Source organism: Metabacillus sp. KUDC1714, from assembly GCF_014217835.1.
GTDB classification, from domain to species: Bacteria; Bacillota; Bacilli; order Bacillales; family Bacillaceae; genus Metabacillus; species Metabacillus rhizosphaerae.
In genome coordinates this window covers 688,305-703,866 of the sequence record NZ_CP055263.1, presented here as the reverse complement: position 1 = coordinate 703,866, position 15,562 = coordinate 688,305, and the positions used below count along the sequence as shown (strand labels likewise).

Annotated in this window: 12 protein-coding genes; 7 read left to right on the top strand and 5 right to left on the bottom strand. The window is 36.5% G+C overall.

What is annotated here, in order from left to right:
• Positions 1-10 precede the first annotated feature (10 nt).
• Complete coding sequence (locus tag HUW50_RS03500) at positions 11-1,072, top strand: Gfo/Idh/MocA family protein (RefSeq protein ID WP_066339918.1); 1,062 nt, start codon at positions 11-13, stop codon at positions 1,070-1,072.
• 147 nt (positions 1,073-1,219) lie between these two features.
• Here the strand turns inward: HUW50_RS03500 and HUW50_RS03495 are convergent, their stop codons facing one another.
• From HUW50_RS03495 to HUW50_RS03480, 4 genes are all read right to left on the bottom strand, one after another.
• Positions 1,220-2,227 (bottom strand): FecCD family ABC transporter permease, encoded by a 1,008-nt coding sequence (locus HUW50_RS03495; protein WP_185653693.1) that lies wholly within the window; start codon positions 2,225-2,227, stop codon positions 1,220-1,222.
• Positions 2,224-3,234: a FecCD family ABC transporter permease gene (locus HUW50_RS03490; protein ID WP_185653692.1), complete on the bottom strand. Its 1,011-nt coding sequence runs from the start codon at positions 3,232-3,234 to the stop codon at positions 2,224-2,226. Before HUW50_RS03490 ends, HUW50_RS03495 begins: the two co-directional genes overlap by 4 nt.
• Positions 3,235-3,305: 71 nt before the next feature.
• Positions 3,306-4,232, bottom strand: coding sequence for an iron-hydroxamate ABC transporter substrate-binding protein (locus tag HUW50_RS03485; protein ID WP_185653691.1), 927 nt, complete (start codon positions 4,230-4,232; stop codon positions 3,306-3,308).
• Positions 4,183-5,028 carry an ABC transporter ATP-binding protein gene (locus tag HUW50_RS03480; RefSeq protein ID WP_185653690.1) on the bottom strand — a complete coding sequence of 282 codons (846 nt, stop codon included), beginning with the start codon at positions 5,026-5,028 and terminating at the stop codon, positions 4,183-4,185. Before HUW50_RS03480 ends, HUW50_RS03485 begins: the two co-directional genes overlap by 50 nt.
• 195 nt (positions 5,029-5,223) lie before the next feature.
• Between HUW50_RS03480 and HUW50_RS03475 the strand changes: the two genes are divergently transcribed.
• The 6 genes from HUW50_RS03475 (at position 5,224) to HUW50_RS03450 (ending at position 13,960) form a co-directional block, all read left to right on the top strand.
• The gene (locus tag HUW50_RS03475; protein ID WP_185653689.1) at positions 5,224-6,270 is read left to right on the top strand and encodes an NAD(P)/FAD-dependent oxidoreductase; all 1,047 of its coding nucleotides are present in this window, start codon (positions 5,224-5,226) and stop codon (positions 6,268-6,270) included.
• A 294-nt stretch (positions 6,271-6,564) separates the two neighbouring features.
• Positions 6,565-8,445 (top strand): molecular chaperone HtpG, encoded by a 1,881-nt coding sequence (gene htpG / locus HUW50_RS03470; RefSeq protein WP_185653688.1) that lies wholly within the window; start codon positions 6,565-6,567, stop codon positions 8,443-8,445.
• Between the two features lie 195 nt (positions 8,446-8,640).
• Entirely contained in the window at positions 8,641-9,984 is a 1,344-nt protein-coding gene (locus HUW50_RS03465; protein ID WP_185653687.1) for a 2-hydroxycarboxylate transporter family protein, read from the top strand.
• Between the two features lie 149 nt (positions 9,985-10,133).
• Positions 10,134-11,381 (top strand): NADP-dependent malic enzyme, encoded by a 1,248-nt coding sequence (locus tag HUW50_RS03460; RefSeq protein WP_066339898.1) that lies wholly within the window; start codon positions 10,134-10,136, stop codon positions 11,379-11,381.
• A 274-nt stretch (positions 11,382-11,655) separates the two neighbouring features.
• Positions 11,656-13,245 (top strand): DcuS/MalK family sensor histidine kinase, encoded by a 1,590-nt coding sequence (dcuS, locus tag HUW50_RS03455; RefSeq protein ID WP_066339894.1) that lies wholly within the window; start codon positions 11,656-11,658, stop codon positions 13,243-13,245.
• A gap of 7 nt (positions 13,246-13,252) precedes the next feature.
• Positions 13,253-13,960, top strand: coding sequence for a response regulator (locus tag HUW50_RS03450; RefSeq protein ID WP_066339891.1), 708 nt, complete (start codon positions 13,253-13,255; stop codon positions 13,958-13,960).
• Between the two features lie 136 nt (positions 13,961-14,096).
• Here HUW50_RS03450 and HUW50_RS03445 read toward each other — a convergent pair whose 3' ends face one another.
• Positions 14,097-15,521, bottom strand: coding sequence for an aminotransferase-like domain-containing protein (locus HUW50_RS03445; protein ID WP_185653686.1), 1,425 nt, complete (start codon positions 15,519-15,521; stop codon positions 14,097-14,099).
• Between the last annotated feature and the right edge of the window lie 41 nt (positions 15,522-15,562).

Sequence of the window (15,562 nt, the reverse complement as noted above, 5' to 3'; positions counted from 1 at the left end):
GAGTATGGAAATGAGCAAACTAAAAATAGGGGTAATAGGTGCTGGTTCGATCTCGGATATGCATTTACAATCTTATGAAAAGAATGAAAGAGTTGAGTTATATGCAGTTTGTGACATGAATATAAAGAGAGCAGAGGAGAAGGCTACTAAATATGGTGCTGCTAAATATTATGATGATTACCATTCATTATTAGCAGATGAAACAATTGATGCAGTGAGTATATGTACATGGAACAACTCTCACGCAGAAATTACCATTGCAGCATTAAAGGCAGGTAAACATGTTCTCGTGGAAAAGCCATTATGTACCTCTGTTGAAGAGGCAAAAAATATCGAAGAAACGGTAAAACAAACTGGAAAAGTTCTACAAGTTGGCTTTGTTAGAAGATATGCTTCAAATACAAAGCTATTAAAAGAGTTTATTGATGCAGATGAACTAGGTGATATTTATTATGCGAAAGCTTCATGTTTAAGAAGATTAGGTAATCCAGGAGGCTGGTTTTCAGATAAGGAAAGATCCGGTGGGGGGCCATTAATTGATATTGGTGTACATGTCATTGATATATGCTGGTATTTAATGGGCAAACCAAAAGTGAAGTCGATTACCGGTAATACATATTCTAAGCTAGGGAATCGATCTAATGTTAATAATCTATCATTCTATAAAGCGGCAGATTATGATCCAGAAAAAAACACCGTTGAGGATTTAGCGAATGCCTTGATTCGGTTTGAAAATGGTGCTTCATTAATGGTCGATGTTAGCTTCACTCTTCATGCTAAGAAGGATGAAATTACAGTCAAACTATTTGGAGAAAAAGGGGGAGTAGAGGTTGAACCTGAATTATCAATCATTACTGAAAAGCACAATACTATTTTGAACGCTACTCCACAAGTAGATTCATTAACATTTGACTTCATTCAAGGATTTCAAAATGAAATAGATCACTTTGTATTAACCTGTCTCGATGAAACGGAGACTTTGAGTCCAGTGGAAGACGGGGTAGAGATGATGAAGATCTTATGTGGAATTTATGAATCTAGTGAAAAAGGAATTGAGATTGTGTTTGACTAGTGCTGAATAGGTAGGAAGACAGAAAGACCATGACAAGTATGTTCCATGGTCTCTCTTCATAAAAACGAGGAATTAAATAAACCCCATGAGATGAAATAACTTCCATCTCATGGGGTTATATGTGGTAGCTCTTATCACCGTTCTATTCTATTTTCTCAATAACAAATAAATAAAATACGGTGCACCAATTAATGCGACCATAATACCTGCAGGAATGCCATCCGGGTCCACTAAATTCCGTCCAACTGTGTCCGCAAATAATAATAGTAAGCCGCCAATCAAAATCGCAACCGGGATAAATAGTTGATTCCTTGGTCCGACTAAAGCTTTTGCAATATGTGGAGCAATAAGCCCGATAAAGGCTATTCCTCCAGTAACAGAGACGGCAGAAGCTGCGAGAGCAACAGCGGTAAAAAGTAATATAATGCGTTCTTTTTCAATTGAAACACCAACACCAATTGATACAGGCTCACTTAGACCCAGGAGGTTTAAACGATTTGCTTTGTATAAGGTAAATGGAATTAGAATAACTAGCCATGGTAGAATTGCCCAAATAAATGGCCAATCAGTACCCCAGATATTCCCTGCTAACCATTTTGCGATAAAATCTACTTTTGTACGCTCAGCAGATGATATTAGGACAATCATCATTCCCGAGAGCGCCAGTGAAAACCCAACCCCAATTAATACTAATTTTACTGGTTGAAGACCTTCATTTCGGGTATATGAAAATAAATAGATCAAGCATGCCGTAAGTATTGCCCCGACAAAGGCAACAAGTGGTAGCAAGTATACAAATGAACCCACATCTATTGGGAAGAACAAAAAGTAAATGGCAATTGCAACACCTGCTCCTGAGTTAATACCAATAATTCCAGGGTCAGCTAAATCATTTCGTGTTATTCCTTGTAAAATAGCGCCAGATAAGGCTAATGCCATTCCAGCTAATAGCGTAATAAAAATTCGAGGTAATCGAATTGAGAATAAAACAAATTCTTCTTTAAAAGTACCTTGACCAAGAAGGGTTGGAATTAGTCTGTCATATGTTAAAGAGGAGTAGCCAATTCCTGTCCCGATGACAATTGTCAACATAATAAGTACTAGGAGAACACATAGAATGATACGTTGTTTTTTTATTAGTGCTGGTTGAATCATGAGAATAGTTTACCTCCTTTACGGACAATAATCAGGAAGAAAGGTAAACCCATCACCGAAACAATGGCAGCTACTGGTGTCTCATAAGGAGAATTGATTGTACGACCAAGTGTATCGGCCAAAAGCATAAAAGTAGCTCCAAAAATGACTGACATAGGTATAATAAACCGGTAATCTGTTCCAACAATTGCCCTAACCATATGAGGAACCATTAAACCGATAAATGCCATATTCCCTACAAGTGCTACAGCAGCACCAGCAAGTATAATATTAACAATAAATAGAATTATTTTTATTGTTGTTATCTTTTGGCCTAATCCAATCGCAACTTCTTCATTTAAACTAAGTATTGTAAGCTGTCTTGAGAGGAAAAGAGAAATAAGTATACCAATCAAAATAAATGGAACAATTAATTGAAGCTGACTCCATGAGGTTCCGATCATACCTCCTGCAGTCCACATAGATACATCTTTTGAGAGTTTAAAGTAAATACCAATGCCTTCTGAGATTGCAAAAAGGAATGCAGAAACAGCAGAGCCAGCTAATACAATCCGGAGTGGTGAAAATCCGCCCTTTTTCATTGCACCAATCCCGAAAACCATAGTGGCTCCTACAGCAGCACCAATAAAACAAGCAACCATAATACCGAAGTAATTCGCTGATGGGATAAAAGCTATAGCAATTGCCAATGCCGCATTTGCACCAGCGGTTAGTCCAAGTAAACCCGGATCAGCAAGTGGGTTTCTCGTCATTCCTTGCATAATAGCTCCGGAAACAGCAAGGGCAGCCCCGACAAAAATTGCAGCAATCTCACGTGGTAAACGAATTTCTCGGATAATCGAAATTTTTTCTCCAGTAGCATTAGAAGTAAGCGCTAACCATACATCCCTGACAGTAATATCTGCAGCTCCGAAAACGCAGGCAACAAAAAACATACCAATAAATAGAAGTAGGCCAATAATCAGTTTATATACAAAAAGGATCGATCGTTGATTTTTTTTTTGCATTAGTATCTCATCTTTTCTTTCATAGAATAGGTGAAGAGGAATTCTTAAAAAAAGAATCCCTCCAGGTTGTATTAGTTAGCTAGAAATGATTTCTTGAAAAATTCGAGTTGCTTTTCCAGTGTGACTGGATCACTAAAGGAGGCTCCATTCCCGCTCATTTCAAATACTCGATTGTTTTTAACGGCTGGAATATTCTTGTACGTTTCGGTTTCTTGGAATGAATTATCAGCGTCCGAGTATTTACTAAAAATTACATAGTCTCCAGCATACTCAGGAAGTACTTCTGCCGATAATGCATAGTAACCAGATTCCAAGGCCATTTCCTTTACTTTTTCCGGCATTTTCAAGTTCATTGCTTGATACAATATTTCTGTTCCACGTGCCCAGTTATCACCGAATACGTAAAGCTGCTTATCAAAACTTTCGATAACAGATACGGTTGCATCTTCGCCTATTTTTGCTCGAATCTCTTCACCGGCTGCTTGGGCACGGCTTTTGAAGTCCTCAACCCATTCTTTTGCTTCCTTTTCTTTGTTCAAGAGCTTACCGATTTCTTCGTGCTGTGTTAAATAATCTAATTTGCCCCATGTATAGGTTACAGTAGGAGCAATTTCACTTAATTTATCAATATTTTTAATATTTGATAATCCAATGATTAAATCTGGCTCTAATTCTATAATTTTTTCTAAGCTTTCATCTGATACTTCTTCTACATCTTTTAATTCTTCTTCAAAAGTTGGGTTCGTCTTAGACCAAACATCAACACCAACAACATTTACTCCTAAATCAATCACATTACCAGTGAAACCTGATAATAAAACTACCCGCTTAGGGTCAGCTGGTACTTCAACTGGACCAGTTTCAGATTGGTATGTAATTGTTTCTTTCTCTTTCTCTTTCGGCGCTGAACTATTATTTTCTTCTTCTATTGTCTTGTTCCCACAAGCACTAATAATTAACACTAACAGCAGAATAAATGGAATCAATCGTTTCTTCATGTTGACATTCTCCTTTTAATAAATTGTAAGTGATGCACATTGGTTTGTTTGTTCGAGGATCTCTTCCAATTTCAGCATCAATATGAAAAACTTCTTTTAGTACATCATGGGTAATAACTTCTTCGCAATTTCCAGCCTTTACAATATGTCCGTCTTTTAAAGCAATGATGTAGTCAGCAAAACGAGCAGCTTGGTTTAAATCATGAAGAACCATAACAATCGTCCGTTCCTGTTCAGCATTAAGCTTTTGCAATAGTTCTAAAACCTCTAGTTGATGTGCCATATCTAAATACGTTGTAGGTTCATCTAGAAAGATGATGTCTGTCTCTTGTGCTAGCGCCATTGCTATCCAAACTCGTTGTCGTTGGCCTCCTGACAATGAATCTACTGGTCGGAATTTAAAGTCTGTTGAACCTGTAACGTCTAGAGCCCAGTCAATCACTTCATAATCTTTTTTCGTTAAGCGTCCGAAGCCCTTTTGATAGGGGAAGCGACCATAAGAAACGAGCTCACCAACTGTTAAACCACTTGCACTCTCAGGTGTTTGTGGAAGAATCGCCATTTTTTTAGCGAGAACTTTCGTATTTTCTTTAGATATATTCATTCCATCTAATACGACTGCACCAGATTGCTGTGAGATAATGCGAGTAATTGCTTTTAACAGGGTGGATTTCCCACAGCCATTAGGTCCAATTATAGTGGTAATCTGTTTATCTGGGATTTGAACACTGAGATCCTTGACAATTAAGCGTTCACCATAGCCGATCGTTACTTTATCTGTATATAGGCGAACCATTTTCTACCTCCATTTGGTTAAATATTTAGAATAAGGAAATAAATGATAATGATTATCAACTTCAACTCTTTCCTAACTATAATTCTATCTTTTTCTGATGTCAATGATTATTTTGATTGTAAATTGCAGAGAATCATCGTATAGTTAAATGAGAATGATAATCAATAACGTTTGGTTATGAAGGAGTGAACGGAAATGATGCAAGAATTATTTGATGTGACAGTAATTGGAGGCGGTCCGGCTGGGCTATATTCAACTTTTTATAGTGGACTTAGAGAAATGAAAACAAAGCTAATTGAATATCAACCTCAATTAGGTGGGAAAATTCATGTGTATCCGGAAAAAATGATTTGGGATGTTGGAGGGCAAACACCAATTTTAGGAGCTAAATTAATTGAACAGCTTGTTGAGCAAGGATTAACATTTAATCCAACAGTGGTGTTAAATGAAAAAATAGAATCAATCTCACGAAATGAAGCAGGTATTTTTGTCTTACAAGGCAGCTCCGGTCAAAAGCATTATACGAAAACAGTTATAGTTGCTGTTGGCGGCGGGATATTAAATCCTCAGAAGCTAGCAATAGAAGGTGCAGAAAGATTTGAAGTATCTAATTTAAATTACACTGTGAAGTCTTTAAAACGTTTCAAAGATAAAACAGTCATCATTTCTGGTGGAGGGAATTCTGCAATTGATTGGGCTAATGAATTAGAGACTATTGCAAAAAAAGTTTATGTTACATATCGGAAAGATACCTTTGCAGGCCATGAAGCTCAAGTAACACAACTAATGAACAGTTCAGCTACTTGTTTTTTTAACACCTCGATAACAAAACTAATTGCTTGTGCAAACCATAATGACATTGAACGTGTTGAACTGACAAATCATGAAACAAAAGAGGTATCATATTTGCCAATTGATGAAGTAATAATAAATCATGGCTATGAACGTGATTCGACATTACTAGAAAATAGTGAAGTGAATGTTGAATTATCGGAAAATTATTATATTTCAGGTAATGCTACGAGCGAATCTTCTATTGATGGAATTTACGCTGCGGGTGATATTCTTAAGCACGATGGAAAATTACATTTAATCGCTGGTGCTTTTCAAGATGCAGCCAACGCTGTAAATAAAGCTAAGCAATATATCCAACCGGACGCTACTAAAAACGGGATGGTTTCTTCTCATAATGAAATCTTTAAAAAGCGCAATAAAGAGATCGTAAAACAGATGATGAACTAAAGTAAAAGTCTCCATATAATTTATGTTTAGGATTGTTGAATATAGAAGCACATCTATGGGAGATAATTGATATGAAGAAAAAGTGTATTCCAACGCTAACCTTATATAAGGTTAGCGTTTATTTTATTGGGAAAATCCTTATGATATGTTGACACGAAATTGCGGATATGATATTAAAAAATATATACTAGCACTCAGTTAAATAGAGTGCTAATTATTTGAGAAATCTAGCTTATAGAATCTATTACTACGTTATAATATTCACGTAGTGTTTATTCGAAAGGAGAGGTAATAATGGCTAAAAAACAATTCAAAGCCGAATCCAAAAGATTATTAGAAATGATGATTAACTCAATTTATTCTCAGCGTGAGGTTTTTTTAAGAGAGTTAATTTCGAATGCAAGTGATGCAATTGACAAAATCTATTACAAAGCATTGACTGATGACGCTTTAAGTTTTGACCAAGATAGTTATTACATAAAAGTGTCTGCTGACAAAGAAAATAGAACCTTGACAATCACAGATACTGGGATTGGAATGACGAAAGAAGATCTTGAAAATAACCTTGGAATTATTGCAAAAAGTGGTTCTTTAGCATTCAAAAATGAAAATGAATTAAAAGATGGTCATGATATTATTGGTCAATTCGGGGTAGGATTTTATGCAGCTTTTATGGTAGCTGACGTTGTAACTGTTACTAGTAAGGCATTAGGCAGTGATGAAGCTTATAAGTGGGAATCTCAAGGTGCAGATGGATACACGATTGTGCCACAAGAAAAAGCTTCCGTTGGTACAGAGATCATGCTGAAAATCAAAGAAAATACAGAAGATGAAAGCTATGATGAATTCTTAGAAGAGTATCGCTTAAAAGCAATCATCAAAAAATACTCTGACTTCATTCGCTACCCAATTAAAATGGATGTTACTGGACAAAGACCAAAGGAAGATAGCGAAAATGAGTTAGAAGATTATCAAGAAGAACAGACAATAAATAGCATGGTTCCAATTTGGAGAAAAAATAAAAATGAGCTTACAGCAGAAGATTACGAGAAGTTTTATACAGAAAAACATTATGGCTTCGACAAGCCGATTAAACATATTCACATCAGTGTCGATGGTACTATAAGATATAATGCAATTTTATATATTCCAGAGAAAATGCCATATGACTATTATTCAAAAGAATATGAAAAGGGATTAGAGCTATATTCCAATGGTGTATTGATCATGAACAAATGCGCAGACCTGCTTCCTGACTACTTCAGTTTTGTTAAGGGAATGGTTGATTCTGAAGATTTATCTCTTAATATTTCCAGAGAAATGCTTCAACATGATCGCCAATTAAAATTAATCGCCAAAAACATTAACAAAAAAATCAAAAATGAATTGCAAAGCCTATTAAAGAATGAACGAGAAAAATATGAAGAATTTTATAAATCCTTTGGCAGACAGCTAAAATATGGCGTTTATAGTGACTTCGGAAGCAATAAAGATGTTTTACAGGACTTATTAATGTTCTCCTCATCTAAAGAAAAGAAGCTTGTTACTTTAGATGAATATGTATCAAGAATGCCTGAAGATCAAAAATATATTTACTATGCTTCTGGAGAATCGATTGAAAGAATCGAAAAGCTTCCACAAACAGAGATCGTAACTGAAAAAGGCTATGAAATGTTATACTTCACTGAGGACATCGACGAGTTTGCGATTAAAATGATCATGACTTATAAAGAGAAAGAATTCAAATCTGTATCAAGTGGTGATCTAGGGATTGACGTGGATGAAAATCAAAATGATACAAAAGCTGAACAAAGCGAAAACAAAGAACTCTTTGACTACATGAAAAACATCCTATCTGACAAAGTGAAGGATGTTAGAGTATCAAAACGATTAAAAACGCACCCTGTATGTTTATCAACAGATGGTGAAGTAACCATTGAAATGGAAAAAATTCTAAGTGCAATGCCTGATAATCAAAATGTAAAGGCAGATAAAATACTTGAAATCAATGTAAATCATGAGGTATTCCAATCATTACAAGATGCCTATGAAAAAGATAAAGACAAGCTAAACTTATATACAAACCTATTGTACAACCAAGCACTTCTAATCGAAGGTTTACCAATCATTGATCCAGTTGAGTTTACTAATGATATATGTAAAGTAATGGTATAAAATAAAATCAAACAGTCAGGTACTCATCTATTGAGTGCATGGCTGTTTTTTTGTTTGTATTCGACAAATTTCGGGTGGTGACAGGCACCAAATTCACTTTTTTTAATTACAAAAATAGTATTAAAAGTTACAAAATCTATCAAGTTATACTGAAAATTAATAATATTAAGTTTATAAGAAAAGGAGGGGCAATACATGGAACCAGCAAAGAAACTGCAAACGCTTTATTATATGGACGATAATGATGAAAAACAAAGCTTTTTATCTAAACTTAAAGAATTGAAGGTAGGAGTTATTCCTTTACCTCTATATGTAGCATTGGCACTTATTATTTATGGTGCATCTGTATATAATCAGCTTCCACCTGATATGATTGGCGGTTTTGCTGTCATCATGGTTATGGGAATTTTACTTGGGGATATCGGGTTAAAAATTCCTATATTGAAGGATATTGGCGGTCCTGCGATACTAGCACTCTTAATTCCGTCTATTATGGTATTTTATAATTTGATTAATCCAGCTTCAATGGAAGCGGTCACAACCTTGATGAAAACATCTAATTTTCTTTATCTATATATATCTTGTTTAGTTGCAGGAAGTATACTCGGAATGAGCCGAAAAGTATTAGTACAAGGGTTTACGCGTATGTTTATTCCACTCGTATTAGGAACGCTAGCTGCAGTAGTAGCAGGAGTTTTAGTTGGATTATTATTTGGGTATGACATGAAACATACATTTTTCTATATTGTTGTACCGATTATTGGCGGTGGTATCGGAGAGGGAATCTTACCGCTTTCACTAGCATACTCACAAATTTTAGGTGAATCTGCTGAAAGTTTTGTATCCCAAATGATCCCTGCTGCTGTCATTGGAAATACTGTTGCAATTATTTGTGCAGGATTAATGAAACGTTTAGGGGAGAAAAGACCTGAACTAACTGGAAATGGTGTTCTAGTGAAATCAAAAGGTGGCGATGGAATTTCACAGGAAATCAATATTAATAAACCGGTCGATTTCTCGCTAATGGGTGCCGGATTATTAATTGCCTGTAGTTTCTTCATTTTTGGTAGTCTCGCACATAAATTCTTAGGTATACCTGGTCCAGTACTTATGATTGTTGCTGCCACATTAGTCAAATGTCTGAAAGTAATGCCTGCAAAAATGGAGCAAGGAGCCTATCATTTATATAAATTTGTTTCAACAAGCTTAACATGGCCACTTATGGTTGGTTTAGGGATCCTCTATATCCCGTTAGAAGATGTGGTGAAAATTGTAACGCCGGCCTATGTTGTCATTTGTTCTGTCGTTGTTATTGCCATGGTGGGGACGGGCTATATAGTTGGGAAAATGATGAATATGTTTCCTGTCGATTCGGCAATTGTAACAGGCTGTCACAGCGGACTAGGCGGAACAGGTGATGTAGCCATTTTATCAGCTTCCAACCGTATGTCATTAATGCCGTTTGCACAAGTCGCAACAAGACTTGGCGGTGCTTCAACAGTTATATTAGCAACACTGTTATTGAAATTATTAAGTTAAAGACTAGTATAAACATGCGAAAAGAGTAAGGAAGTTCTTCAAACATAATAGAGAGAAGCAGAAAGAAACAAGAGCTACTAATACAGTCAAAGTTTTTCTTTCTTTCAACAAGATATTAGAAAAATTCAACTAATGGAGAGATACGAAATATGTCAACTTTACGTTATGAAGCATTAAAGATGCATAAGGAAAACCAAGGGAAATTAGGTGTCTATTCTAAGGTTCCAGTACGCGATGCGAATGATTTGAGTCTTGCTTATTCCCCAGGTGTTGCAGAGCCTTGCCTGGACATTCACGAGGATGAAAGCAAAGTATATGATTACACAATGAAGGGAAATCTCGTTGCCGTTGTTTCAAACGGAACAGCTGTACTTGGTCTTGGAAATATTGGTCCGAAAGCAGCCATGCCTGTTATGGAAGGGAAGGCACTATTATTTAAATCATTTGCTGGTGTGGATGCATTCCCTATCTGCTTAAATACGACTGATTCTGATAAGATTGTGGAGGTTGTCAAATTATTAGAACCTACTTTTGGTGGGGTAAACTTAGAAGATATTGCTGCACCACAATGCTTTGAAATTGAGGATCGTTTGCGAAAAGAATGCGAGATTCCGATTTTTCATGATGACCAACACGGAACAGCCATTGTGACCGCAGCAGGGCTAATCAATGCTCTAAAACTTGCGAACAAAAAAATAGAGGATATTCGTGTAGTAGCTAACGGTGCTGGTGCAGCTGGGGTGGCAATTGTCAAACTGTTGCTTCGTATGGGTGTAAAAGATGTCATTTTATGTGATACAAAGGGTATCATTTATAAAGGTCGTCCAGTAGGAATGAATAAATTTAAAGAAGAAATGGCGAATATTACAAACAACGAACAAAAGCAAGGGACATTAGCAGATGCACTTGTTGGAGCTGATGTTTTTGTTGGGGTATCAGCTGCAGGTGCCGTTAATAAAGAAATGGTTCGTTCTATGAAGCAGAATCCGATTATCTTTGCCATGGCTAATCCGGTACCAGAGATCATGCCGAAAGAGGCAAAAGAAGCTGGAGCACTCGTAGTAGGGACAGGTCGCTCAGATTTCCCAAACCAGGTCAATAATGTGCTCGCTTTCCCTGGTATTTTCCGTGGTGCTTTAAACGTTCATGCGAAAGAAATAAATGAAGAAATGAAACTTGCTGCAGTTTATGCAATTGCAGGATTAATTTCAACAGAAGATCTTCATGCGGATTATGTGATTCCAGATCCATTTGACCGCAGAGTAGCTGCTTATGTAGCATCTGCTGTAGCATCTGCTGCAATGGAAACTGGTGTTTCTCAAAAGATAGTCAACGTAGATGAAATGAAAGAACACTTATTAGCATCAGCAGGAGAAAAACAACCTGTTTTTGGATGAGATTGCTTATAATTCTTACAATCAATCAACTCAAACCCCTTGTCTAGACCAACAAGGGGTTTTCTCTTGTCTGTTAATACCCCTTAAACCCTATCAAGCTTATTTTTTGCTGGAGAGTATAAGGTGGGGCTAAAAAGCAAAGGTGATAAAATATATGAGTGGAAAATATAAAATGATTGCATCGTAAAAAGTAGTACTAGCATGTGGAAGATCTAATAATGGAATACTATAATGATAAAATCACGGGTTTCCAGTGAAATTGGAGGCAGAAATAATGAAAAGAAATAAATGGAGCCTGCAAGCGACCATTACAGTTTTGGTTTGTGGTGTCGTAGTTCTTTCTTTGCTCGTAACGGATTTACTAATAACTAGAACGATAGCTACGAGCATAGAAAAGGATCAGGAAGAAAAAGCAACAAATGTGGCACGTATTGTAGCACATTCACAACTTGTAACAGAAGCTTTAGGTAAACAAAAGCAGGAGGTCTCTATTCAAGAGTTTGCGGAAGAAACCCGCAGTCTTACAGATGTTCAATTTGTTGTCGTGATGGATATGAACGGTACTCGGAAATCGCATCCCAATCCCAAAAAGATTGGTAAACAGTTTATCGGGGAGGGGAAAGAGATTGCTTTAAACGGTACTGAACATGTGGCTGTATCAAAAGGCACATTAGGAACATCGCTCCGTTCCCTAACACCGATTTTTGATCGAACTGGTAAGCAGATAGGTGTAGTAGCTGTAGGAATTTCTTTAAATGACGTAGAAAAAGCAGTAAGTCAAGGCCGTAAAAATATCTATGTAGGAACATTATTAGGAATAGTAGCAGGTATTTTTGGGGCTGTATTCATGGCAAGGTATATTAAGAAAATTCTCTTTGGACTAGAGCCTTCTACTATAGCTAAGTTGCTTCAAGAGAGAGATGCGATCTTGCAATCAGTAAGGGAAGGAATTATTGCTGTTGACCAAGATTCCAGGATTACGCTGGTAAACAAAGCGGCTTTACGTTTATTTCAAAAGGCTGGATTAACACAAGAACCACGAGGAATGAAAATGGAAGAATATCTATCCAACTCAAAACTAGGTCAGATAATGGAAACTGGGAAAACAGAGCCAAACGAAGAGTTGGTTTTAAATGGTATTACTTTGGTTGTAAACCGTGTACCAGTCTTTTTGAATGATAAAATAGTAGGAGCTGTTTCGACATTTCGAGATAAAACAGAAATTCAACAACTAGCTGAACAATTAACTGGTGTACGTTTGTATGCAGAGGCGCTCAGGGCACAATCCCATGAATTTATGAATAAACTGCATGTTATTCTGGGAATGTCACATATGGGGTATTATGACCAAATGACAAATTATATAAAAGAGTTAGTCAGTCATCGAAACAATGAAATCGGTGCAATAACCAGAGATATAAAAGATCCTGTATTAGCTGGATTTCTAATTGGAAAATTAAGCTATGCACGTGAAGCTGGTGCAAAATTACATATATCAAGTGATCGTCAGGTGCCAGAGCCTCTTCATTCTCACATATCTCACGAGTTGATTACAATATTAGGGAATTTAATTGACAATGCTCTCGAATCAGTATCTACCTGTTCACGAAGGCAAATAGAAGTGCATTTCGACTATGGTGATGATATTTTAACAATAGATGTTAAAGATACCGGAGTCGGGATCGAGAAGGAAACATTAAATCATATGTTTGAAAGAGGATTTTCTACTAAGGGGGAAGACAGGGGACTAGGTCTATTTTTAGTTAACCAAAGCTTAGAAAAACTTGGTGGAGAAATCGAAATTTCCTCAAAGCTATCTCAAGGAACGAGATTTGTTGTTTATATACCATACGATTGCAGGTGATTTTAGAATGATTAGTGTACTCATTGTTGAGGACGATCCGATGGTTGCAGAGTTTAACAAACGCTACCTAGAACAAGTAGGAGGCTTTCAATTAGTTTCTGTTGTTTCTTCTACAAATACTGCATTACAAATATTAGAGAAACAAACGGTCGATTTACTTTTACTAGATATCTTTATGCCTGGGAAATCAGGGATAGAGTTGTTACTCCATATTCGAGAAACAGGGATGAAGGTTGATATTATTTTTATTACAGCAGCTTCAGATAGGGATAGGATTCAAACAGCTCTGCGGTATGGGGCGGTTGACTACTTAATTAAGCCCTTTGAATATGACCGATTTAAAGAAGCATTATCAGCCTATCGAGAGAAATTCATGTTTATGAAAAAACAGCAGGTATTAAGTCAGAAGGAGTTAGATCGGCAAATCCTCTACAAGGAATCAAAGGTAATAGCAGAAGAACTGCCAAAAGGATTAACAAAAAGTACATTACAAGTGATATGGGACACAGTTCAAAGTTTAGGACAGGCTCCTTTTTCAACGGAAGATATTGCTGGTCGTGTTGGGATCTCAAGAGTATCAGTAAGAAAGTATCTAAAATTTTTGAGCGATATAGACGCCATTTTTGTACAAGTTCATTATGGAACAATTGGGAGGCCTATTTACCAATATACCTATAATAAAGGAAAAGAAACTAGTGTAAAAAACTTTCTTTAGATAGGCTAGATAGGCCGCTGACTTATTTTAGTTGCAAAAGTACATTTCTACATTATAAAGTAATGGTCTTAAACAGATACCTACAGCCCGGTACTCGTTCATTGAGTATAGGGTTGTTTTTTATTTTCGACAAATATCAGCACGATTCGGGTGGTGACAGGCACCCAGCAACATCCACAAACCGTCTTACCCCTTCTCTTAATTGCTTTTCATTCACATAAGAATAACTTAAACGAATCCAAGATGATAATTGGTTTAATGGATCACAAAGCTGGCCTGGGACAAAGGAAATGGATTGCTGAATACTTTTCGTTAATAATAATTCAGATGAGAAGTGATCAGGTAGCTTTATCCATAAATTCAGCCCACCATGGGGACTGGTCCATTGCCAATTCGTTGCTGCTAGTTCCTCTTCCATGATTTCCTTTCGAATCTGTAGAGCGATCCGAAGTTTCTCCAAGTGTTGCTGCATTCTTAGTGATGAAAAGTAATGAAGAAAAATCTTTTGATTAAGAAGTGGTGAACCATTATCAGCTAACGATTTCATCGATAGTAGTGATTTCAATACGGACGAATGACAAATTACAGTCGCAATTCTCAAGCCAGGTGAGATATATTTGCAAAAGCTGCGGATATAAATAACTGTTCCAACCGTATCATATGTATAAATCGGAGGGGGAGGGGTCTCTTTAAAATAGATATCATGATAAGCATCATCCTCAATTAATAGACAGCGATACTGTTCTGCCAATTCTACTAATTTTTTGCGTTGATCGGCTGGTACTGTATACCCGGTTGGGTTATGAAATGTAGGATTGAGATAAAAGAGGCGTGGTTTATATCGTTTCATATAGGATTCAACCTGCTCTAAGTCATACCCATCTGGGTGAATATCTACAGTTATTATATTAGCACCTTGTGCTCTGAAAATATCAATGGCAGCACTATAGCTAGGTCGTTCAAATAAAACGGTGTCTCTTGGCTTAATGAAAGCTTGAGAGAGTAAATGAATCGCTTGTTGTGAACCAGAAGTGATTAACAGATCATCTGCATGAAGGTGTGTTTTATATTGGTTGATAAAATAATGAGTAAGAGATTCTCGTAGCTCTTCATCACCCTGCACAGTTGAATATGTGGCAAGTACCTTTGGATAAAGGTCAAACACTTTTTTTACGTAATCTGAAAAATAGTGATTAGGCAATAGATTTGGATCAATTAACGCTTGTGAAAAATGATAGGAGACTGGTACTTGATGGATGTCAGATAAATGCTTTTTTTGTACATTTGCAGAAACATATTGAATGTTTTCAAAATCATTGTTTTCCTTCATACTTGTTTGTACGTAATAGCCTGATTTATCCTTTACATAAACCTTTCCATCTTGCTTCAGCAATTTATAAGCCTTTAATACGGTTAATCGATGGACATTCATATCAGCTGCTAATTGACGGACAGAGGGAAGCTTGTCATGCTCATTCCATTCTTTACGTTCAATTCGGTGCATGACATAATCATATACTTGTTTAAAAAGATAACCTTCATTTTGAATCGCTTTACTCATATCGACTCCCCCTATTCAAAACAATTGTACCACGATCCTGA